The organism is Streptomyces cavernae (assembly GCF_004023625.1).
GTDB classification, from domain to species: Bacteria; Actinomycetota; Actinomycetes; order Streptomycetales; family Streptomycetaceae; genus Streptomyces; species Streptomyces cavernae.
In genome coordinates this window covers 105,780-125,770 of the sequence record NZ_RPDJ01000001.1, presented here as the reverse complement: position 1 = coordinate 125,770, position 19,991 = coordinate 105,780, and the positions used below count along the sequence as shown (strand labels likewise).

Annotated in this window: 17 protein-coding genes; 3 read left to right on the top strand and 14 right to left on the bottom strand. The window is 71.2% G+C overall.

Going from position 1 to position 19,991, the window contains the following annotated elements:
- Positions 1 to 76: 76 nt before the first annotated feature.
- The 14 genes from EF387_RS10490 to EF387_RS10425 all read right to left on the bottom strand — a co-directional run bounded on the left by EF387_RS10490 (position 77) and on the right by EF387_RS10425 (position 17,286).
- The gene (locus EF387_RS10490; protein WP_128376245.1) at positions 77 to 967 is read right to left on the bottom strand and encodes an LLM class F420-dependent oxidoreductase; all 891 of its coding nucleotides are present in this window, start codon (positions 965 to 967) and stop codon (positions 77 to 79) included.
- Between the two features lie 239 nt (positions 968 to 1,206).
- Positions 1,207 to 4,062 carry an esterase-like activity of phytase family protein gene (locus tag EF387_RS10485; protein ID WP_162467113.1) on the bottom strand — a complete coding sequence of 952 codons (2,856 nt, stop codon included), beginning with the start codon at positions 4,060 to 4,062 and terminating at the stop codon, positions 1,207 to 1,209.
- A gap of 208 nt (positions 4,063 to 4,270) precedes the next feature.
- Positions 4,271 to 5,206, bottom strand: coding sequence for an ABC transporter permease (locus tag EF387_RS10480; protein WP_128376243.1), 936 nt, complete (start codon positions 5,204 to 5,206; stop codon positions 4,271 to 4,273).
- The gene (locus tag EF387_RS10475; protein WP_128376242.1) at positions 5,203 to 6,342 is read right to left on the bottom strand and encodes an ABC transporter permease; all 1,140 of its coding nucleotides are present in this window, start codon (positions 6,340 to 6,342) and stop codon (positions 5,203 to 5,205) included. Before EF387_RS10475 ends, EF387_RS10480 begins: the two co-directional genes overlap by 4 nt.
- Positions 6,339 to 7,967, bottom strand: coding sequence for an ABC transporter ATP-binding protein (locus EF387_RS10470; protein ID WP_128376241.1), 1,629 nt, complete (start codon positions 7,965 to 7,967; stop codon positions 6,339 to 6,341). Before EF387_RS10470 ends, EF387_RS10475 begins: the two co-directional genes overlap by 4 nt.
- A gap of 31 nt (positions 7,968 to 7,998) precedes the next feature.
- Entirely contained in the window at positions 7,999 to 9,096 is a 1,098-nt protein-coding gene (locus tag EF387_RS10465) for a BMP family lipoprotein (RefSeq protein ID WP_128376240.1), read from the bottom strand.
- 109 nt (positions 9,097 to 9,205) lie between these two features.
- Complete coding sequence (gene deoD, locus EF387_RS10460; protein WP_128376239.1) at positions 9,206 to 9,991, bottom strand: purine-nucleoside phosphorylase; 786 nt, start codon at positions 9,989 to 9,991, stop codon at positions 9,206 to 9,208.
- Positions 9,988 to 10,737, bottom strand: coding sequence for a glutamine amidotransferase (locus tag EF387_RS10455; protein ID WP_128376238.1), 750 nt, complete (start codon positions 10,735 to 10,737; stop codon positions 9,988 to 9,990). Before EF387_RS10455 ends, deoD begins: the two co-directional genes overlap by 4 nt.
- Before the next feature lie 58 nt (positions 10,738 to 10,795).
- Positions 10,796 to 11,839 carry a LacI family DNA-binding transcriptional regulator gene (locus EF387_RS10450; protein ID WP_128376237.1) on the bottom strand — a complete coding sequence of 348 codons (1,044 nt, stop codon included), beginning with the start codon at positions 11,837 to 11,839 and terminating at the stop codon, positions 10,796 to 10,798.
- Positions 11,829 to 13,202: an amidohydrolase gene (locus EF387_RS10445; RefSeq protein ID WP_128376236.1), complete on the bottom strand. Its 1,374-nt coding sequence runs from the start codon at positions 13,200 to 13,202 to the stop codon at positions 11,829 to 11,831. The genes EF387_RS10450 and EF387_RS10445 overlap by 11 nt, the downstream gene beginning before the upstream one ends.
- Before the next feature lie 89 nt (positions 13,203 to 13,291).
- Positions 13,292 to 14,230, bottom strand: a complete 939-nt coding sequence (locus EF387_RS10440) for a hypothetical protein (protein WP_128376235.1) — start codon at positions 14,228 to 14,230, stop codon at positions 13,292 to 13,294.
- Between the two features lie 284 nt (positions 14,231 to 14,514).
- Positions 14,515 to 14,706 (bottom strand): YbdD/YjiX family protein, encoded by a 192-nt coding sequence (locus EF387_RS10435; protein WP_128376234.1) that lies wholly within the window; start codon positions 14,704 to 14,706, stop codon positions 14,515 to 14,517.
- Positions 14,703 to 16,874, bottom strand: a complete 2,172-nt coding sequence (locus EF387_RS10430; RefSeq protein WP_420802553.1) for a carbon starvation CstA family protein — start codon at positions 16,872 to 16,874, stop codon at positions 14,703 to 14,705. The genes EF387_RS10435 and EF387_RS10430 overlap by 4 nt, the downstream gene beginning before the upstream one ends.
- Before the next feature lie 154 nt (positions 16,875 to 17,028).
- Positions 17,029 to 17,286 carry a DUF3311 domain-containing protein gene (locus tag EF387_RS10425; RefSeq protein ID WP_202918196.1) on the bottom strand — a complete coding sequence of 86 codons (258 nt, stop codon included), beginning with the start codon at positions 17,284 to 17,286 and terminating at the stop codon, positions 17,029 to 17,031.
- Between the two features lie 192 nt (positions 17,287 to 17,478).
- Between EF387_RS10425 and EF387_RS10420 the strand changes: the two genes are divergently transcribed.
- Genes EF387_RS10420 through EF387_RS10410 form a run of 3 tightly spaced genes read left to right on the top strand, consistent with a single transcriptional unit; the run spans position 17,479 to position 19,990 of the window.
- Positions 17,479 to 19,041: a sodium:solute symporter family protein gene (locus tag EF387_RS10420; protein WP_128376233.1), complete on the top strand. Its 1,563-nt coding sequence runs from the start codon at positions 17,479 to 17,481 to the stop codon at positions 19,039 to 19,041.
- Complete coding sequence (locus EF387_RS10415; RefSeq protein WP_202918195.1) at positions 19,038 to 19,658, top strand: sigma-70 family RNA polymerase sigma factor; 621 nt, start codon at positions 19,038 to 19,040, stop codon at positions 19,656 to 19,658. The genes EF387_RS10420 and EF387_RS10415 overlap by 4 nt, the downstream gene beginning before the upstream one ends.
- Positions 19,655 to 19,990: a hypothetical protein gene (locus tag EF387_RS10410; RefSeq protein WP_128376232.1), complete on the top strand. Its 336-nt coding sequence runs from the start codon at positions 19,655 to 19,657 to the stop codon at positions 19,988 to 19,990. The genes EF387_RS10415 and EF387_RS10410 overlap by 4 nt, the downstream gene beginning before the upstream one ends.
- Position 19,991 lies beyond the last annotated feature (1 nt).

The window sequence follows — 19,991 nt, the reverse complement described above, 5'->3', positions numbered from 1 at the left end:
GCGCGCCACCCTCACATCCGGCGCCGGGCCTGCCCAGCCCAAGCGGAGGACTGTTGCGCAGTTGTCGCCGTGCGGGTCAGGCCAGCAGGTCGGCCACGCGTCGCCATTCGGCGCGCGGGAGGCCGTTCCGCGACTGGCCGGTGACCACCTGGAGGGCCACGTGGTCCGCGCCCGCGGCGTGGAAGTCCGCGATCCGGGTGCGGATCCGGTCCTCGTCGCCCCAGGCGAAGAGCGCGTCGATCAGCCGGTCGCTGCCGCCGTCGGCGAAGTCGTCGTCGGTGAAGCCGTAGCGCAGGAAGTTGTTGGTGTAGTTCGGCAGTTCGAGGTACATCGCGAGGCTGCCGCGGGCGAGGGTGCGGGCACGGTCCGGGTCGGTTTCCAGGACGACCTTCAGCTCCGGTGCGAGCAGGGGTTGTTCGCCGAGGATCTCCCGGGCGTCCGCGGTGTGTTCGGGGGTGACCAGGTACGGGTGCGAGCCGGCGGCCTGGTCGCCGGACAGCTTCAGCATCTTGGGGCCGAGGGCGGCCAGCACCCGGCGCTCGGCGGGCACCCCGGCGGCGTCCAGGGCGTCCAGATAGCCGGCCATGGCCGCGTAGGGGCGCCGGTACTGCTCTGCCAGCTTGGCGTGGCTCACGCCGAGGCCGAGCAGGAACCGGCCGGGGTGGGCGGCCTCGACCTCGGCGAAACGCGCCGCGGTGTCGGCGGCCTCGTACTGCCAGATGCTGAGGATCCCGGTGGCCACGGTCAGCCGGGACGTGGCCTCGATCAGTGGTACGGCGTGCCGCACGCCGCTGCTGCCGCCCAACCAGACGGCGCCGTATCCGAGTTCGTCGAGTTCGGCGGCGGCCTCGATGAGCTCGCCGCGTCGTTCCGGTTCGTCCGCGCGCAGTTCGAAGCTCCAGATGCCGTGGCGTCCGACCGCTGTCTTCAGCCCGCCGAGCCTGTACTCCGTCGTGACGTCGCTCATCGTCTCCAGTCCCCTTCCGGAGGTCTTCCTGTGTCTGGTTCCACGTATCTCAGCAGACACAGCCAAGGACCTCCGCCCGGATATTCCTTGATCCACACGGCGAATTTTTGTCCTATACGCCCCCATCTCCTTGCCCGTGGGCTGTCGGCGGGCCGGGTCCGGCGGCGTGTACGTGTCGGTGTTGAGGCGCCGTCCCGGTGGGGAAGGGCCGGGAACGGCGCCTCAACGAGGGGTGCCCGTCAGGGCAGTTCGGTCACCCGGTCGGTGCCCGGAGGCGCCACCGGGCTCTGGGCGGTGAGGTGGTCGGTCAGCGCCGCGATGTCGTCGCCGCCGCCGACCGGGTCGCTGCCCCGGGCGAAGGTGGTGAAGCCGTCGCCGCCCGCCGCGAGGAAGGTGTTGGCGGTGACGCGGTAGGTGGCGTCGGGCTTCAGCGTCTCGCCGTTGAGCTTGACCGTCGCCGGGTCGATGCGGTCACCGACGGGGGCGCTGCGGGAGTAGGAGTAGGTCAGGCCCTTGGACACGCCCAGGATGAGGGTGGGCGCCCGGGTGCCGGAGTCGTTGAACTGCTCCTCGAGGATCTTCTCGATCTGTGCTCCCGTCAGGTCCACGGAGACGAGGGTCCCGGCGAAGGGTTGCACGGCGAAGGCCTCCGCGTAGGTGATCTCGCCGGGTGCCTCGCCGCCCGTCGAGGTGGCGTACACCAGATCCGCGCGGACCCCGCCCGGGTTCATCAGCGCGATCTGGGCCCCGCCCTTCTCGGGTGCGGAGGTCGCGGCGAGCTGGGCGTCGGCGACGAGGTTCGCGAGGTCGGACTCGGCGTCGCGGGTCTCGGAGCGGGTGATGTCGGCGGTGACCTTGCCGACGACCCGGTTGGCCAGCGGCGCCGAGAGGGCCTTCCACTTGTCGATGACGGCGGTCTGGTCGGCGTCCTTGGTGACGGTGCGGGTGACGAGGTGGTTCATCGCGGCGACCTGGTCGCGTACGACGTCCCCGGTGCCGCGGTCGATCGGCAGCCGGGTCTCGGTGACCACGCGGCCGAAGGCGGAGGCCGAGGTGACCGTGCGCGGGTTGCCGGCCGGGTCGGGCAGGGAGCAGATGTACGGCTGGTGGGTGTGGCCGGTGACCACGGCGTCGATCGCCGGGTCCAGGTTCTTCGCGATGTCGACGACGGGTCCGGAGATCCCGTCGCACTGGCCGTAGCTGCCTGCCTGGACGCCGCCCTCGTGCAGCAGGACCACGATCGCCTCGACGCCCTGTTCCCGCAGCTTGCGCGCGGCGGCGTTGGCGGTCTCGGTCTCGTCCAGGAAACGTACGGACTTGATCCCGGACTGGCCGGTGACCTCGGGAGTGCCCTCCAGGGTCATGCCGATGAAGCCGAGCTTGATCCCGTCGACCTTCTTGACCCAGGTGGGGGCGAGGAGCGGCTTGCCGCTGGTGCGGTCGATGACGTTGGCGGCGAGCCAGGGGAACTGCGCTCCGTCGTAGGGTTCGCCGTCGATGTAGCAGCCGTCCTCGGGGTGGCAGCCGCCGTTCTGCATGCGCAGCAGTTCCCCGGTGCCCTCGTCGAACTCGTGGTTGCCGACGCTGGTGACGTCCAGGTGCAGCTTCTCCATGGACTCGACGGTCGGTTCGTCGTGGAAGAGCCCGGAGAGGAAGGGGCTGGCTCCGATGATGTCGCCCGCTGCGACGGTCAGTGAGGCCTCGGTGCCCTGGCGGAGCTGGCCGAGCCGGGTCGCGAGGTACTCCGCGCCGCCGACGGTGGTCGACTTGGGGTCCAGCCTGGAGCCGAGGTTGGCGTCGCGTCCGGTGGGCGGTTCCAGGTTGCCGTGGAAGTCGTTGAAGGACAGCAGCTGGACGTCGACGGTGTTCGCGGGCTTCGGGACGGTGGGCAGGCCGTGACCGGTGAAGAGACCGGGGCGGACGGACAGCAGATGGAACTTGGTGACGCTGCCGTTGAAGCCGAAGTTGTCGTCGGCGACGAGGACGAGGGAGCGGGAGCCGTCGGGCAGGGTCGGGCCCCAGGTGAGGCCCTCGACATTGTCGGCGGTGTCGGCGGTGCCCGTGGTGGTGAAGTCGTAGAGCAGCTTCTTCGGCATCGGCTGCTCGGAGCCGGACAGCTTTTCCCTGCCGCTGACGTCGGTGGCGCCGCGGGTGGTGGTCCAGTAGAGGCGGATGGAGAAGCCGACACCGGAGGCGAAGGACCGTTCGACGGTGAGGTAGTCGGTCTCGTTGATCGCGAGGATCTCGGAGACTCCCCGGTCGGCGGAGTAGGTGCCGACGGGGGCGGGCAGCGGCGCGGTGGGCGCGTCGGAGATCGGGTCGACCTCGTAGACGTGCTCGGCCTCGGCGGCCCCGGTCCCGCGGTCCATGACCAGCAGCCGGGACGGGCTCTTGGCGGTCAGCCCGGCGGCGGGACCGTCCTGGACGAGGGCGTTCTCCGTGATGGTGACGACCTTGCTGCCGTCGGCGGAGAGCGTGAGGCCTTCGAGGGCCTGGTTGTTGCGGACGCCCGCGGTGAGCGTCCCCGAGGAGTTGCGAACCGGTGCGTACGCCTTGGGCAGCGGCAGTTCGCGCTCGTGGTCGCCGGATGGGCTCGCCTCGCGGACGAAGGCGGGCTGGCCGGAGGCGGAGGCGCCCTCGCTGGTCCACAGCAGGCTCTTGCCGCCGGGGGCCCAGCGGATCGCCTCCGGGTCGACGGCCTTGGGCGCGAAGGGTTCGCCGGTGGTGTCGTCGAGCACGGTCAACGCGTCGAGGTCGGGCTTGTCGTGCGCGAACCCATCGCCGTCGACCGGCAGTCGAAGGGTGTAGAAGCGGGCCTTGCCGTTCTCCGAGCGGTCGTCGCTGAGGGCGACGTACTCACCGGACTTCTTGTCGTAGTCGATGCCGGACAGGCCGCCGAACGGCATGCCCAACTCGGTGGTTCCGGCGGGGACCGTGAGGGTGTCGAGGAGCCGTATGCCGTTCTGCTCGACGGCGGCTCCGGCCCCGGGCTCCGCCGCGAAGCCGTTGGCGAGGGTCAGTCCGCCGAGGAGCGCTGCCGCGGTGACCGCGCCCAGGAGTGCGCGCTTTCGCCGCGTTCGGAGTCTGTGTCGCATGCTGAGCTTCCTGTCTTGCGAGGGTTGGTCGTGCAGGAGGGGCTTGTCGTGCAAGGGGCCGCGGGGGGGGTGGGGATACGGGGTGCCCGCGGCGGACGGCGTGCGGCAGGCATGGCTTCGGCGGGGCCCGCGGGCGTTGGGCATGGGTGAACCGGGCCCGCGGCCGTTCACCGGGGCATGAGGGTGTGTTCGAGTTGCTCGGGTGAGGTCAGAGGGAGGCGGCGACCCCTCCGGCGAGACCGCGGCGCTTGCGGCGCCAGGCGTACAGGGCGAGCGCCACCAGCGTCATCGCGTAGGGAATCGTGGACACCAGCTGCGGCGGCACGTCGAGAGTGCCGAGCTGTACGGCCAGGGCCTCCGCCGCGCCGAAGCCGAGTGCGGCGAGGAAGACGCCCCAGGGCCTGAGGCCGCCGAGGAACACCGCGGCGAGGGCGATGAAACCACGGCCGGCCGTCATGTCCCGTACGAAGAAGGAGACGTAGCCCATGCTCAGGAAGACGCCGGCGGCTCCGGCGAGGGCGCCGCTGAGGGCGAGGCCCGTGTACTGGACCCGGCGGACGGGGATCCCGACCGATTCCGCCGCGTCCGGCGTCTCCCCCACCGCCCGCAGGTGGAAGCCGAAGCGGGTGCGGTAGAACAGCCAGGCCACCAGGGGCGCGGCGAGGAAGGCGAGCCAGGTGATCATGTTCTGGCCGCTGAGCACATCGCCGACGAGGGGGATGCTCTCGACTCCGGGCAGGGTGACGGTCGGCAGACTGCCGCTCTTCAGTCCGGAGGTGCCGCCCTTGTCGTCGAGGAGGGTGTAGACGGCGTACGCGGTGCCGCCGGAGGCGAGCAGGTTGAGGCCGATGCCCGCGATGATCGCGTCCGCGCCCAGTTCCAGGCGGAGCGCGGCCAGCAGCAGTCCCAGCAGTACGGCCAGCGCGACCCCGCACAGCGCGCCGAGGGCGACGGAGCCGCTGTAGCCGGCGACCAGTGCGCCCATGCAGGCGGCGGCCAGCATCTGGCCCTCCAGGGCGATGTTGCTGATGCCCGCGCGTTCGGCGACCAGTCCGCCGAACGCGGCCAGCAGGTACGGGGTGGCGATGCGCAGCACCGCGGCGAGGAAGGCGCTGCTGAGGACGACGTCGAGGACCGCGCTCATCGGGCGTCCCCCTGGATCGGCTGTCTCCGCTGCCGCCGCGCGATCCGGCGCTTGAGCAGGTCCGGCAGGGCCTGCGCGGTCACCAGCAGCACGATGACCGCCTGGATGACCACGACGATCTCGGTACCGACGTCCGTCTGCTGTTCCATGATGTCTCCCCCGGCGCGGAGGTAGGAGTAGAAGAGCCCGGCGACCACGACCACCAGGGGGTTGTTGCGCGCCAGCAGGGCGACCACGATCCCTTCGAAGGCGAGGCTTCCGGCGAGGCCCGGTTCCAGCCGCCCGTACACGCCCTGGACGAGGTGGGCCCCGGCGAGTCCGGCGACGGCGCCGCCGATGACGAAGCTCCACTCGATGGCGCGGGGCACCCGGATGCCGCCGTACTCGGCGAAGTCGGGATTGGAGCCGGTCATGCGGATGCGGTAGCCGAGCGGGGTGCGGGTGATGAGGAGCCACAGCGCGACGGCGGTGAGCAGCATCAGGAACAGTCCGACGTTGGCGCGCCCGAGCGGGATGCCGAACCATTCGGTCAGCGGGGTGAGCACGGAGTCCTGCTGGATGGACTTCGAGTGCACGGCGCTGCTGCCGGGCTCCTTCAGCGGGCCGTTGACGAGGTAGTCGTAGACGCGGACGACGATGGCGTTGAGCATCAGCGTGGCCACGATCTCGTTGGCGCCGAGGCGGGCCTTCATCGCGCCCGGTACGAAGCCCATCCCGGCGCCGGCGGTGGCCGCGGCGACCATGGGGACGACGACCGCGGCGACCGGCGGCAGCGGCAGGAAGATCGCGACGGTGGCCGCGGCGAGGGCGCCCGCGTAGACCTGGCTCTCGGCGCCCAGGCTGATCTGCCGGGCGCGGAAGGGGATCGCCACCGACAGTCCGAGCAGGGTGAGGGTGGTGGCGTCCTCCAGCCAGCGTCCGACGCGGAAGGAGCGGTCGAGCGGGCCGGTGAGCATGGCCTCGTAGGCCTGCACCGGGTCGTTGCCGGTCAGCAGCATGACGAGGAAGCCGATGGCGAGGGCGGCCAGGATGGTGGCCAGGGTCATGCTGAGGTCGACGGCGAGGTCGCGGCGGCGGGTGGCGCGGTACTCGCGGCGGTCCTCGCGCTCGACGCGGGTGGTGGGTGCGGTGGTCATGCGGCCGGTGCCTCCCCCGCGTCGTCCAGGCCCGCCACCAGCTGCTCCCGGTCGTGGTGTTCCACGCCCAGCATGTAGAGACCGACGTGTTTCTCGGTGAGTGCGGCGGTGTCGTCGAACCTGCCGACCAGGCGGCCGTCCTTGAGGACCAGCAGCCGGTCGGAGAGGGCGAGCAGTTCGGTCAGGTCGGCGGAGATCAGCAGCACGGCGGCGCCCGCGTCACGTGCGGCGACCAGCCGCTCGTACATGAACCGCATGGCGCCGATGTCCACTCCGCGGGTGACCTGGGAGGCGATCAACAGCCGTGGTCCGGCGGACAGTTCGCGGGCCACGATGACCTTCTGCATATTGCCGCCGGACAGTGAGCGCACGGGTACGGACGGGTCGGGGGTACGGATGGCGTACTCGTCGATGAGCCGCTCGGCGTGTGCGCGCACCGCTCGTGGGTGCAGGACGCCGCGGCGGGCGAGGGGCGGGCGGTCGTGGCGGTCGACGACGAGGTTGTCGGCGATGGACTCGTCGAGGGCGGCGCCGTTGTGCAGCCGGTCCTCGGGTACGTAGCCGATGCCGGCCCTGCGGTGTCCCGCGACGTCGAGTCCGGCGGTGTCGGTGCCGCCGACGCGGATCGAGCCGACGGTGGGTCGGCGCAACCCGGCGAGGATCTCCGCCAGTTCGCTCTGTCCGTTGCCCTCGATGCCCGCCACGCCGACGACCTCCCCGGCGGCGACGTCGAAGGCGATCTCCGACAGGGACTGCCCCGTGGCTGCCTCGTACGCCAAGTCCCGCACCCGCAGAGTGACTTCGGTCGGCCGGGCGGGGGTGCGCCCCACGTCCAGCGAGAGGTCCCGGCCTACCATCATGGCGGCCAGCGACCGTTCGGTGGCGTCGGCGGTGGCTACCGTCCCCACCAGGGAACCGGCGCGCATCACGCTGACCTTGTCGCTGATCTCGCGCACCTCGCGCAGTTTGTGCGAGATGAACAGCACGGTCATCCCGCCGTCGCGCAGCCGGCGCACGGCGGCGAACAGGTCCTCGGTCTCCTGCGGGGTGAGCACGGCGGTGGGCTCGTCCAGGATCAGCACGCGGGCCTTGCGGTGGAGGGCCTTGAGGATCTCGGTGCGCTGGCGCATGCCCACCGACACCTCGTCCACGCGGGCCTTCGGGTCGACGGCGAGTCCGGACTCCGCCGCGAGCCGGGCCGTGGTCTCGACGGCCGCCCTGGCGTCGACGAGACCGCGGCGGCCGGGTTCGACGCCGAGGACGACGTTCTGGGCGACGGTGAAGGAGGGCACCAGCATGAGGTTCTGGTGCACCATGCCCACGCCGAGGGCGATCGCGGAGGCCGGGCCGCGCAGGGTGCGGGACCGTCCGCCGACGATGATCTCCCCGGACGTGGGCTGTTCCAGTCCGTAGAACATCTTCATCAGCGTCGACTTGCCCGCGCCGTTCTCACCTACGACCGCGCGGATCTCGCCCGGCGGGACCTCGAGGTCCACGCCGCGCACCGCGCGCACCCCGTTGGCGTAGGTCTTGGTGACGGCGCAGGCGGCGACGGCGACGGAGCCGTCGACTCCCGCCGCCTCGCCCCGGGGCCGGTTCCCCGGCCCGTTCCCTGACTCGTTCATCCTGAAGGCCGATCGTGTGTCAGTTCGTGTGTCAGAAGGCGCTGGGAACCGTGACGGAGCCGGACTTCACCTGGTCCGCGGCTTCCTCGAGTTCGGTGCGGATCTTGTCCGGCACCAGTTCCTCGAAGTGGGCGTCGTCGACGTAGCCGACGGCGTCCTGCGCTAGGCCGACGGTCTCCACGGCGCCGTACTTCAGGGAGCCCGTCTTCTCGTCCTGCGCCGCCTTGTAGAGGGCGTTGCCGACGTTCTTGAGGATGGAGGTGACGACGGTGTCCTTCTGCGCGGGGTCGGCGAGGGTCTGGTACTGGTCGGAGTCGACGCCGAACGCGTACCGCTTGGCGGTGACCGCGGACTCGAAGGTGCCGAGGCCGGAGAGTCCGGCGACCGGCCACACCAGCGCGGCGCCCTGTCCGTACATCGCGGTGGAGATCTCCTTGCCCTTGGCGGGATCGCCGAACGGCTTGTCGCCGCCCACGTATTGGACGACGACGTCCGAGTTCTTTCCGCCGGCCTGCTTGAAGCCCGCCTTGAAGCCGACGATGAAGTCGTCGATGACGGGGATCTTCACGCCGCCCATCACTCCGACCTTCTTCAGCGATTCGGTTCCCTTGAGCGCTTTGCCGGCCACCAGCTTCTCGGCGAGGAATCCCGCGAGATAACCGCCCTCGTTCTGCTTGAAGGTGACGGAGTACACGTTCTCGCACTTGTTGGAACAGGCGCCGTTCTTGCCGCTGTAGTCGACCGGCGCGTCGAAAACCCAGAACTTCTTGTCGGGGAATTCGGGGGCGAGCTTGCCGATGTAGTCGGTGACGTCGAAGGTACCGGCGGCGAGGATGTCGTAGTCGTCGGCCGAGGCCGCGTCCTCGAAGCCGGGCTCCCATTTCGTGCGGTCGGAGCCGAGCTCCACCACCTTGAGCTCGTAGCCGAGCTCCTTCTCGGCGCGCTTCAGACCCTCGTGGGCGGAGTCGAAGAAGGACTTGTCGCCCAGCCCGCCGTTGATCACCAATTTGATGCGCAGCTTGCCCGAGGAGGTCGAGCCGGAGTTCTCTCCGCTCCCGCCGGATCCGCCGCACGCGGTCAGTGCAAGGGTCGCCACCACCGCGAAGGCGGCGCTTCTCCGGTATCTCATCTTCGATCTCCTGAACAAGTCGTCTGGGTCAGCGGATGCGTTGACAGTAGGAAGTGCAAAACGTTTTGGCTACGCCGCCGGGTTTCTGTTTCATTTCTTCTGCGGAAATTCAGACGCCGTCCAGCAGGGCCGTCGCCGCGAGGCTCAGGGCGTGGCCGAAGCAGGTTTCGCGTTCCTCCGCGGACAGGGTCCGGCCGGTGCGGATGTGGTCGGAGACGGTCAGTACGGCGAGCGCCTCGCCGCCCTCCGCCGCCGCCACGGCGTACAGGCCCGCGGCCTCCATCTCGACGGCGAGGGTGCCGTGGCGTTCCAGGGCGTCGAAGAGTGCGGGCCGGTCGAGGTAGAAGTGGTCGCTGCTGAAGACCGGGCCGATGTGCACCGTGCCCTCGCCGCCCTCGCCGCCCTCGCCGCCCTCGCCGCCCTCGTCGCCCTCGTCTTCCCTTCCGGCCGCGTCCGCCGCCGCCCGCAGCAGCCGGTAGGACGGGGCGAGCGAGAGGGTCACGCCGTCCACGAGGACACGGCTCAGGCTGGAGTCGGTGTGCGCGGCCGAGGCGACGACGACGTCCCGCAGGGCCACCGAGGCGGGGATCGCACCGGCGGTGCCGACCCGGACGATCCTGCGGACGCCGTAGTGGCGGAACAGCTCCGTCGCGTAGATGGACATCGAGGGGATACCCATGCCGGAGGCCAGGACGGACATCGGCACGCCCTGGTGGGTGCCCGTGTAGCCGACGATGCCGCGTACGTCGGTGACCAGCCGGGCGTCCCGCAGAAACGTTTCGGCGATCCGGCGGGCCCGGTACGGGTCCCCCGGCATCAGCACGAGGGAGGCGAAGTCGCCGGGTGCGGCGGCTATGTGGGGTGTGCCGGTGGTCCGGTCGTGCCCCTCGGTCACAGCTCGGCCCCCGCCAGCCAGCGCACCAGCCGGTCCCACAGCTCGGCGTACCCGTCCCAGTCCAGGAAGGGGGGCGGCGCCCAGTGCGGTGCCACGTCGGAGGTGAACGCCGCGGATCTGCCGCCGCCGTGCGTGCCGACCACGAGCAGCGGATGTCCGGCGCACTCGGCCAGCAGTGCTGCCTCGGGCCGGGCCGTGACCTCGTTCATACCGAGCAGCGCGGGCCAGGACCGCTCCAGCCCCCGTACGACCGCGTGCTCCCCCACCACCTCGGGCACCGCGCCGGCCGGGAGCTCCACCCGGTCGTCGCGGTCCACCATCGACACCGGCAGCGCGGCGGCGAGCGGGGTGCGCCCCCAGCGGGCGCGGGCGTCGATGCCGCTGAAGGTGAGATAGCCGCCGATCATCAGCACCCCGCCGCCGCGCTCCACGAAGTCACGCACCAGCTCGGTGCGGTCGGGGGCGGGTATGGACTGGCCGAAGGTCTCGGGCGGGAGCTGGAAGCTGTTGGCGCCGACGTCACTGATGATGACGACGTCGTAGGCGTCGAAGCCTTCGGCGGAGGCGGGGACCCGGGTGGGGATCTCGTGCGCGGGAACGTACGTCACCTCGTGGCCGCGTGAGCGCAGCGCGTCGAGGAAGACGCCTCCGCCTTCGGTGTACTCGGCGGTGTGGAAGGCGTCGAAGCCTTTCTGGTGGACCGTGTACGTGAACCAGGACTCGCCGACGACGAGGACTCTGGGCATGGCGAACCGCCTTTGCGGGGAAGAGTGGAGCAGCTTTGCGGGGAGGGGAAGCGGTGGGTCAGCGGGCGGCCGGTGCCGTGCTGCCCCGCACCCTGAGTTCGACGGGAAGGGTGTGCCGGGACGCGGGCGGGACCTCGCCCCGGGTGACGTACTGGAGCAGTTGCGCGGTGGCGGTTCGGCCGACGTCGTAGGCGGGCTGGTGGACGGTGGTCAGCGGCGGGTGGGCCAGTGAGGCGGCGCGGATGTCGTCGAAGCCGACCACGGAGATGTCCTCCGGCACCGACAGTCCCGCCTCCCGGAGCGCGGTGAGGGCACCGAACGCCATGAGGTCGTTGGCGGCGAAGACGGCCGTGCAGTCCAGGCCGCCGTCCTGGAGGAGTTTGGCCACCAGGCGGTAGCCGGAGCCCTCCTTGAAGTCGCCGACGCGCTCCACGACCTCGCCCCCGAAGGCCCGCACGAACCCGCTCGCCCGGGCGACGCTGCTCTTCAGGGCGCGCGGACCGGTCAGCATCAGGGCCCGGCGATGGCCGAGGGAACGCAGGTGCTCGCCGACCAGCCGGCCCCCCGCCTCGTGGTCGGCGGACGCGATCAGGGCGCCTTCGAGCCCCTCGACCTCCTCGTCGGCGAGGGCGATGGGGAACTTGCCCATCAGCGCCTCCAGGCGGCGCCTGGACGGCGGGGAGCCCGAGGCGTACACCATGCCGTCGATGAACCGGCTGCGGATCATGCCGAGGTAGCGGTCCTCGCGGTCGGCGTCGAACTCGGTGTTGCACAGGATCAGCCCGTAGCCCAGATCGTGCGCGGCGTCCTCGGCGCCCTTGGCGAGTTCGGCGAAGAAGGTGTTGCTGATGTCGGGGATCAGCAGCCCTATCACCGAGGTCGAGCCGGCCTGGAGGCTGCGTGCCAGTGACGCGGGGACGTAGCCGAGCCGGTTGACGACGCTGCGGACCCGCGCGGCGGTGTGCTCGTTGACGGGGCGGTTGCCGCTGAGGACGTGGGAGACGGTGGTGGGGCTGACCCCGGCCGCGGCGGCGACGTCCTTGATGGACGCGGGCCGGCGCACGGCCGTGTGGTGGTCGGCGCCGTAGGGCTCACGGGTCATAGTGCTGCACCGCCCTCCCGTGGGAGGTGTCGAGGATCCGGGCCACCCGGGCCTCGGCCTCCTCGATCAGGGCCCGTTCGTCCACGGTCAGCAGCTCACCGTCGCGCATCAGGACCCGGCCGTCGACGACCACGGTCCGTACGTCGGCGGCGCGGGCGCTGTAGACCAGCGCCGCGCGGGGGTCGTGCAGCGGGCGGCAGTGCGGTCCGCTCAGATCGGTGAGGACGATGTCGGCGCGCATCCCCGGCTCCAGTGCCCCGATGCGGTCGCCCAGGCCGAGGGCGCGTGCGCCGCCGCGCGTCGCGAGCCGCAGGGTGTCGGAGACGGTCATCCAGGTCGCGTCACGCACGGCCTGCTTCTGGGTGAGGGCGACCAGTCGCAGCGCCTCCCACACGTCGAGCGTGTTGTGCCCTGCGGCGCCGTCCGTGCCGACCGCGACCGTCACTCCGGTGTCGAGCAGTGCCCGGACGGGGGTGAGCGGGGACAGCGCGTGCTTGAGGTAGACCTTGGGGCAACAGGCCACGGCGGTCGTGCCTGCGTACTCGGCCAGCAGCGGCAGATCCTGCTCGACGATGCCGCAGCCATGGGCGATCAGCGCCCCGGCCTCGAGTACTCCGGTCTCGTGGAGCACCCTGATCGGTGTGATGCCGCGCCGCTCCAGACTGGACTCGGTCTGCTCCAGGTGTTCCGCGGCGTGGATGTGTATCCGCAGGCCGAGCCGCCGGGCGTGCCCGGACAGGGTCCGCAGATCGGCGTCGTCGACGGTGTACGGGGCGTGCGGCCCGAGGGACACGGTCACCCGGCCGTCGGCCGCGCCGTGCCAGTCCTCGGCGAACCCCACTGTCCCGTCGAGGGCTTCCGCGCCCCGGCTGCTGAAGAAGGTGGGTGCGATGTCGGCGCGCAGCCCGCTGGCGGCGACCGCCTCGGCGATCCGCTCGGGGAAGAAGTAGTGGTCGGCGAAGGTCGTGACCCCGGAGCGGATCATCTCGGCGCAGGCCAGCTGGGCGCCGATGTGCACGTCGGCCGGCGTGAGGTTGCTCTCCATGGGCCAGACCCGGTCGTTGAACCACGCCTCGACCGTCACGTCCTCGGCGGCGCCGCGCATCAGCACCATGGGGCTGTGCGTGTGCGCGTTCACCAGGCCGGGAACGGCGAGCAGGCCGCGGCCGTCGATCACGTCCGCCATGGCCGCGCCGCCCTGCGGCACGTCACCGGCGGCCGGCCGTATCTCCTGGATGACACCGTCCGCCACGACGATGTCCTGCGCCCGCAGCACCTCGCACTCGCCCTCCGGCCGAACACGCAGCACATCGCAGCCGGACACCACAAGGCCGCCCGCGGACGCGGGTGCTCTGTCACTCATGGCGGACAAGCTAGGTTTCCAAAACGTTTTGCACAACAGTCCACCGCGACCGGCGCCGACGGCGATGCAGCAGGCCGAGCCGCAGGTCCTCAGCTCAGTCGGTCCCGCCAGTAGAGGAACGTACGCTCCGGGTCCGGCAGCAGGTCCCACGGCTCACGGGTCATGTACGGGCCGATGCGGTGGAAGACGGGCGCGGCGTCGACCGGGCGGTGCGTTCGGGTCAGCGCGAAGGCGAGGATGTTGAGGTCCGCGACCGCTTCCGCGTGCGGCGGCGAGGCGGTGCGGAACCAGCCGGTGAGGGCCGCCTCCACCTCCTCGACCGCCTGTCGTTCGTTCCAGTGCCCGCCCGCCCCCAGCGCGGCGATCGGATCCTGCCCCCGACGGTGCGCGAAGAGTTCCACCCGGGCCGCGACGGGCAGCAGGACCAGGGGCGACCCGGGCGGTACGCGCAGGGCGCACTGCCGGGCGAAGTCCATCATGTCGGGGACGTTGCCGTGCCCACGCGGGGAGATGTAGCCCAGCATCCGGTGATAGGCGGTCCGGTTCCACGGGGCGCGGGTGACGGCCTCGGTCCACACCGGGACGGCGTCCCGGACGGGTGTCCCGAAGGAGTGCAGCAGCGACAGCAGCGCCAGCCACGGGGTGGGGTCGTCCGGACACGCCTGCGCCGCCCTGAGACACGCCTGTTCGGCGCGCTGGGCGGCGGCCCGCCCCTCGGCCGGCGCCCGGCGGGCCAGGAGGTGGGCGTGCAGGACGAGCGCGTCCCCGTCCCCGGGCCGTTCGGCGACCCACCGTTCCACGATCGCCGCGGGGAGGCCGCCCGCCAGCACGGAGGCCCGGTGGACGCGGCGGTCCCAGTCGCGCCCGGTGGTGCGCAGCAGTTCGGCGACCGGCTCCCACGGCGGGCGGGTGCGGCCCGCGCCGAGGCCGTGGAGCTGTTGGGCCGGGCGCAGGTCGGTCAGGGTCACGTGCAGGTCGCGGTCGTCGAGCTCGGGCCGGATCAGCAGGGAGGGTCGGCGTCTCAGCATTTCGGTCCCGGGAGAGGGTGGGGTGGGCGCGGACGGACACGTGGGGGATGCGGGGGTGTGGGCGACGTGGCTGGGTGATGTGGGGTGGTGATGTGGGTTGGCCATGCGTGCGGGCCAACGCGTCAGGGCTCGAGGCACGCCCGCCCCGCCGTTGGACAACTGCCCGCCCCGCGGTTGGACAACTGCCCGCCCCGCGGTTGGACAGTTGCCCGCCCCGCGTTGGAGAGCCGCCCGCCCCGCGGCCCGTGGCGTGGTGCGCGGGGCGGGCAGCAGACCGGCAACCTTCAGCAACAGCGGCCCTGGGGGTGGGCTTCCCGCTGGTGGGTCCGCAGGACCTGGTATTCGCGCCGGGTCGGCACGGGAGCGTGCGGATGGTGGCGCCGGTGCCGCTGGCAGTAGCGGTCGTACTCCGCCTCGCCGGTCAGTTCGCGCGCGTACCAGAGCACAGTGCCCAGCACCCTCCGGACGACGCTCATGAGCCCGCCCCCACCAGCGACTCGCTCTTCCCCTGCTCCGGCAGGTCGATACGGGACTCGACGTACGGCGCCTCGGTCGTCGGCAGCGGCTCGGTGGCGCGGACGGCACGGACGCACACGACGGCGCAGTTGACCAGGACAGTGAGGACCAGCACCAGGAAGACCGCCATGATCACGCCGTCGACCGTGTTGTTGAGCACGATCTTGTGCATGTCGTCCATGGTCTTGGCACCCGGCAGGAGCTGACCGTCCTCGATGGCCTGCGCGTACTTGTCCCGCAGGGCGAAGAAGCCGATCGCCGGGTTGTCCGAGAAGATCTTCTGCCAGCCCGCGGTGAAGGTGACGGCCACGTCCCAGACCAGCGGGATGCCGGTGACCCAGGCCCAGCGCTGCTTGCCGTGCTTGACGAGCAGGGTGGTGGTGACGGCCAGCGCGACCGCGGCAAGCAGCTGGTTGGCGATCCCGAACAGCGGGAACAGCTGCCTGATGCCGCCCAGCGGGTCGGTGACGCCGGCGTAGAGGAAGTATCCCCAGGCGCCGACGACCACGGCGCTGGTGATCCAGATGCCCGGCTTCCAGGTGACCCGGCCGATCGGCTTCCAGACGTTGCCCAGCATGTCCTGGAGCATGAAGCGGCCGACCCTTGTGCCCGCGTCCACCGTGGTGAGGATGAACAGCGCCTCGAACATGATCGCGAAGTGGTACCAGAAGGCCTTCATCCCGGCACCGCCGAACACCCCGGCGAAGATCTCCGACATGCCGACGGCCAGCGTGGGAGCGCCACCGGAGCGGCCCACCAGCGTCTCCTCCTCGACGGCCTTGGCCGCCGCGGCGAGCTGGTCCGGGGTGATGGTGAAGCCGAGGTTCTTCACCGCCTCGGCGGCACTGTCCACGGTCGGGCCGAGCAGCGCGGCCGGGGAGTTCATCGCGTAGAACAGGCCCGGTTCCAGCACACAGGCGGCGATCAGCGCCATGACGGCGACGAAGGACTCCGTGAGCATGGAGCCGTAGCCGATCATCCGGACCTGGGACTCCTTCTGGATCAGCTTGGGGGTGGTGCCGGAGGAGACCAGGGCGTGGAAGCCCGACAGGGCGCCGCAGGCGATGGTGATGAACAGGAAGGGGAACAACGATCCGGCGAAGACGGGTCCGGCGCCTGTCGAGGCGAAGTCGGTCACCGACTCGGCCTTGAGGTTCGGGGCGGCGATCACCACGCCCACGGCCATCAGGGCGATGGTCCCGACCTTCATGAAGGTCGACAGGTAGTCACGGGGCGCCAGCAGCATCCACACGGGGAGCACGGAGGCGATGAAACCGTAGCCGACCAGGCAGAAGACCAGGGTCTCGGGGCTCCAGACGAAGTACTCGGCGAGCGAGGAGTCCTGGATCCAGCCGCCGCCGAGGATGGCGAGCAGCAGCAGGGCCACGCCGATGAGGCTGGTCTCCACGACCTGGCCGGGCCGCAGGTAGCGCAGGTAGAAGCCCATGAAGAGGGCGATGGGGATGGTCATGCTGACCGAGAAGGTGCCCCACGCGGACTCCGCCAGCGCGTTGACGACGATCATCGCGAGGACCGCGAGCAGGATGATCATGATCGCGAAGACGCCGATCAGCGCGGCGGCTCCGCCCACCCTGCCGATCTCGTCACGTGCCATCTGCCCGAGGCTCTTGCCGTTCCGGCGCATGGAGAGGAACAGGACGATCATGTCCTGGACCGCACCGCCGAAGATCACGCCGGCGATGATCCAGATCGTGCCCGGCAGATAGCCCATCTGGGCCGCCAGGACGGGGCCGACCAGCGGGCCCGCGCCGGCGATGGCCGCGAAGTGGTGGCCGAAGAGCACGCGGCGGTCGGTGGGGTGGTAGTCGACACCGTCCTCCAGCCGTTCGGCCGGGGTGGCCCGGGTGTCGTCGACCTGGAGGACCCGGCGGGCGATGAACCGCGCGTAGAAGCGGTAGGCGATGGCGTACGAGCCGAGGGCGGCCATCAGCAGCCAGACGGCCGAGATCTCCTCGCCCCGGGACAGGCCGAGCACGGCCCATCCGATCGCGCCCACCAGGGACACGGCGGTCCACACGAGTACGGATCTGGGTGTCATCCGGGACCGCCGGGACGGTGGGCCCTCCGGTCCGGGGAGAGCGGATTCGGGCATGATTGACGTGGGCATGACGGCTCCTCGCCTGGGTGGTGGTGTGGTGGCGGTACCAGAGGTGCTGATCAGTGCTGATCAGCCGTGCTGATCAGTGGTGGGGAAACAGTGGGAAAGCAGGCCCGGGGTCGGTCCGGCCGGGCAGTGCCCCGGAGCACTCCGGACCCACCGGTCAGGGATCGTGGCGGTCGTGCCTGGACAGGGCGTACGCGGCGAGCAGGCAGAGCCCGCACCCCGGCACCCAGGCCAGCTGGTACCAGTAGAAGAACGGCGTGCCGGCCAGCCGCGGGCTCGCACCGGCGTACCAGGGGACCCACAGCAGTCCCGCGGCGGGCGCGAGGAGCAGCAGGGCGATCACGACGCGCCGTAGCCGGTGATGACCGGCCGGCCGGCTGTCAGGTTGACCGGTGGGCTGACCTGTGGGTGCCATGACCTGCTCTCCTCTCCCGCTCGCTGCTGGTCTGTGCAAGAGTTGCCCACCGACCGGAACCGGTTGACAGGAAATTTCCAGAAGATTTCCCGCCGATGTTCTGTCCTCCGAATCCGCCCGCCGCGCAACTCACCTACGGGCAGCCCGCGTGAGTCCTCCGCACGGGCCCAGGCACACCAAGGACGGTGACCCATGGCCGACGGCGCCATGACCGCGACGTTCCTCGCCGTGATCGGCGGGGCGTCGCTGTTCGCCGTCACCGCACGCCGTCTGCGGACCGTCGACCGGCTGCCGTCGCTGGAGGGCTGGGCGCTGGCCGACCGCAGCCTCGGCCCCGTGTGGACGTGGCTCCTGCTCGGGGGCACGATCTTCACCGCGTACACCTTCACCGCCGTGCCGGGTCTGGCCTACGGCAACGGGGCGCCCGCGTTCTTCGCGGTCCCGTACACGGTGGTCGTCTGCCCGCTCGCGTTCGTCCTGCTGACCCGGCTGTGGACGGTGGCCCGCCGGCACGGCTACATCACCGTCGCCGACTTCGTGCGCGGGCGCTACGGTTCCCCGCCGCTCGCCCTCGTGGTGGCACTGACCGGGATCCTGGCGACGATGCCGTACCTGGCGCTGCAGCTGCTGGGCATCCGCGCCGTGCTCACCGCCGGGGACGTCTACCCCCGGGGCGCCGGCGGCGACCTGGTGATGGTGGCCCTGTTCGCTGGGCTCGCGGTGGCGACGTACCGGTACGGGCTGCGCGCGCCGACGGTGATCTCCGCGCTCAAGGCCGTGGCCGTCTTCGTCTCGCTGACCGCGGTGTGCTGGCTGGTCCTGGAGCGGCTCGGCGGGCCGGGCGCGGTCTTCGACGGTGCCGCGCGCCGGCTCGGTGGCACGGACGTGTCCGACTCACCGCTGCTGCTGGCCCCGGAGCAGCAGCCCGCCTATGCCACGCTCGCCCTGGGCTCGGCGCTCGCCCTGCTGATGTACCCGCATGTGCTCACCGCCGGATTCGCCGCCGACGGGCCGCGCACCGTGCGCAAGGTGGCCGTGGCGCTGCCCGCCTGGACGGGACTGCTGGCGCTCTTCGGTTTCCTCGGCATCGCGGCGCTCGCGGCCGGGGTCCGGGCGCCCGAGGGCGGGGCGGAGGCGGCCGTGCCGATGCTGGTCGACCGGCTGATGCCGGCGCCGCTGGCCGGGCTGGTGTTCGGGGCGATCACGGTCGGCGCGCTGGTCCCCGCCGCCGTGATGTCGATCGCGGCCGCGACGTGTTTCGTACGCAATGTCTACGTCGAGTACGTCCATCCGACCGCCACACCCAAGCGGCAGGTGCGCATCGCGAAGGCGGTGTCACTGACCGCGAAGTTGGGGGCGGTCGCCTTCGTCTTCGGGCTGCGCGACCAGGACGCCATCAACCTGCAGCTCCTTGGCGGGGTGTGGATCCTGCAGATCTTCCCCGCGGTGGCCGTCGGGTTGTTCACCGGCCGGCTGCATCCCCGGGCGCTGCTCGCGGGGTGGGCCGTGGGCATGGTGACCGGGACGTTCCTGGTGGTGCGGGAGGGGTTCTCGTCGGTCGTGCCCTTCGGCGGGGGTGAGCACCCGGTCGAGATCTACGCGGGACTCGTCGCCCTCGTGCTCAACCTGACGGTCGTGGTGGCCGGCACCGCGGTCCTCGAACGCCTCGGCGTCCCGCGCGGCGCCGACATCACCGACCTGCCGTCCCGCCTGAGTGTCAGGCGGCGCCCCGAGACGGGAGCAAGCAACCCGTGAGACGCAGACAGCACATCAGGACTCCGGTGGCGCAGGCCGCTCCTGCCGCCGTCACCGAGCCGCGCGTGCCACACCCCGCCACTCCGCTGGGCGAGGCGCTCTCCCCCGCGGCGAGCGATCCCGCCGACCTGGAGCGGGAGGCGGCCCTGGCCCGTCTCTTCGAGCTGCACTACTCCTCGATGCTGCGGCTGGCCGTACTGCTCGGTGCGGACGACCCGGAGAACGTGGTGGCCGAGGCGTACTACCAGATCTACCGCAAGTGGCGGCGGCTGAGGGAGGCGGAGGCGGCGGAGGCCTATCTGCGCTCCACCGTGTGCAACCTGACCCGGATGCGGATACGGCATCTCCAGGTCGCCCGCAAGCACGCCGAGACCCCGCCGAGCGAGCTCGTCGCCTCGGCGGAGAGCACCGCACTGCTCCACGACGACCAGCGGGTACTGATCGACGCGTTGCAGCAGCTGCCCGCCAGACAGCGGGAGGCACTGGTCCTGCGCCACTGGCTCGGCCTGAAGGAGAGCGAGATAGCGGCCGCGATGGGGATCTCCAGCGGATCGGTCAAGACACACACCGCGCGCGGAATCGCCGCCCTGACCCAGGTGATGGAGGCCCGGCGATGAACGAGACCTTTCCCAACGAGGCCTCTCCGAGCGAGACCTCTCCGAGCGAGGCGGCCCGTACGGAACAGGCGCTGCGGGAGGCGCTGGGCACCCTGGCGGACGGGGTGCAGGCCGCGCCCGACGCCTACCGCACCGCTCGTGGCGACTGGCTGCGCCGCGAACGGCGCCGCCGCCTCGTTCTCGCCGTCCTGATCGCGGTCGTCTTCACCCTGGCCACCTTGATCGGCCTGTGGGTCCTCAACCAGGCCCCCTCGGACCCCGGCGTCATCTACTCCAACACGCACGCCCTCCCGCACCCGGCGGCCGACTCCGGCGGGGGCGTCCCCGGATGAC

What these genes read in the sequence shown, in the direction of transcription:
- EF387_RS10480 (WP_128376243.1), bottom strand. Translation starts at nt 5,206, where the DNA reads ATGAGCGCGGTCCTCGACGTCGTCCTCAGCAGCGCCTTCCTCGCCGCG.
- EF387_RS10420 (WP_128376233.1), top strand. Translation starts at nt 17,479, where the DNA reads ATGGCCGACGGCGCCATGACCGCGACGTTCCTCGCCGTGATCGGCGGG.
- EF387_RS10445 (WP_128376236.1), bottom strand. Translation starts at nt 13,202, where the DNA reads ATGAGTGACAGAGCACCCGCGTCCGCGGGCGGCCTTGTGGTGTCCGGC.
- EF387_RS10425 (WP_202918196.1), bottom strand. Translation starts at nt 17,286, where the DNA reads ATGGCACCCACAGGTCAGCCCACCGGTCAACCTGACAGCCGGCCGGCC.
- EF387_RS10455 (WP_128376238.1), bottom strand. Translation starts at nt 10,737, where the DNA reads ATGCCCAGAGTCCTCGTCGTCGGCGAGTCCTGGTTCACGTACACGGTC.
- EF387_RS10410 (WP_128376232.1), top strand. Translation starts at nt 19,655, where the DNA reads ATGAACGAGACCTTTCCCAACGAGGCCTCTCCGAGCGAGACCTCTCCG.
- EF387_RS10450 (WP_128376237.1), bottom strand. Translation starts at nt 11,839, where the DNA reads ATGACCCGTGAGCCCTACGGCGCCGACCACCACACGGCCGTGCGCCGG.
- EF387_RS10490 (WP_128376245.1), bottom strand. Translation starts at nt 967, where the DNA reads ATGAGCGACGTCACGACGGAGTACAGGCTCGGCGGGCTGAAGACAGCG.
- EF387_RS10430 (WP_420802553.1), bottom strand. Translation starts at nt 16,874, where the DNA reads ATGCCCACGTCAATCATGCCCGAATCCGCTCTCCCCGGACCGGAGGGC.
- EF387_RS10440 (WP_128376235.1), bottom strand. Translation starts at nt 14,230, where the DNA reads ATGCTGAGACGCCGACCCTCCCTGCTGATCCGGCCCGAGCTCGACGAC.
- EF387_RS10470 (WP_128376241.1), bottom strand. Translation starts at nt 7,967, where the DNA reads ATGAACGAGTCAGGGAACGGGCCGGGGAACCGGCCCCGGGGCGAGGCG.
- EF387_RS10485 (WP_162467113.1), bottom strand. Translation starts at nt 4,062, where the DNA reads ATGCGACACAGACTCCGAACGCGGCGAAAGCGCGCACTCCTGGGCGCG.
- EF387_RS10435 (WP_128376234.1), bottom strand. Translation starts at nt 14,706, where the DNA reads ATGAGCGTCGTCCGGAGGGTGCTGGGCACTGTGCTCTGGTACGCGCGC.
- EF387_RS10475 (WP_128376242.1), bottom strand. Translation starts at nt 6,342, where the DNA reads ATGACCACCGCACCCACCACCCGCGTCGAGCGCGAGGACCGCCGCGAG.
- EF387_RS10465 (WP_128376240.1), bottom strand. Translation starts at nt 9,096, where the DNA reads ATGAGATACCGGAGAAGCGCCGCCTTCGCGGTGGTGGCGACCCTTGCA.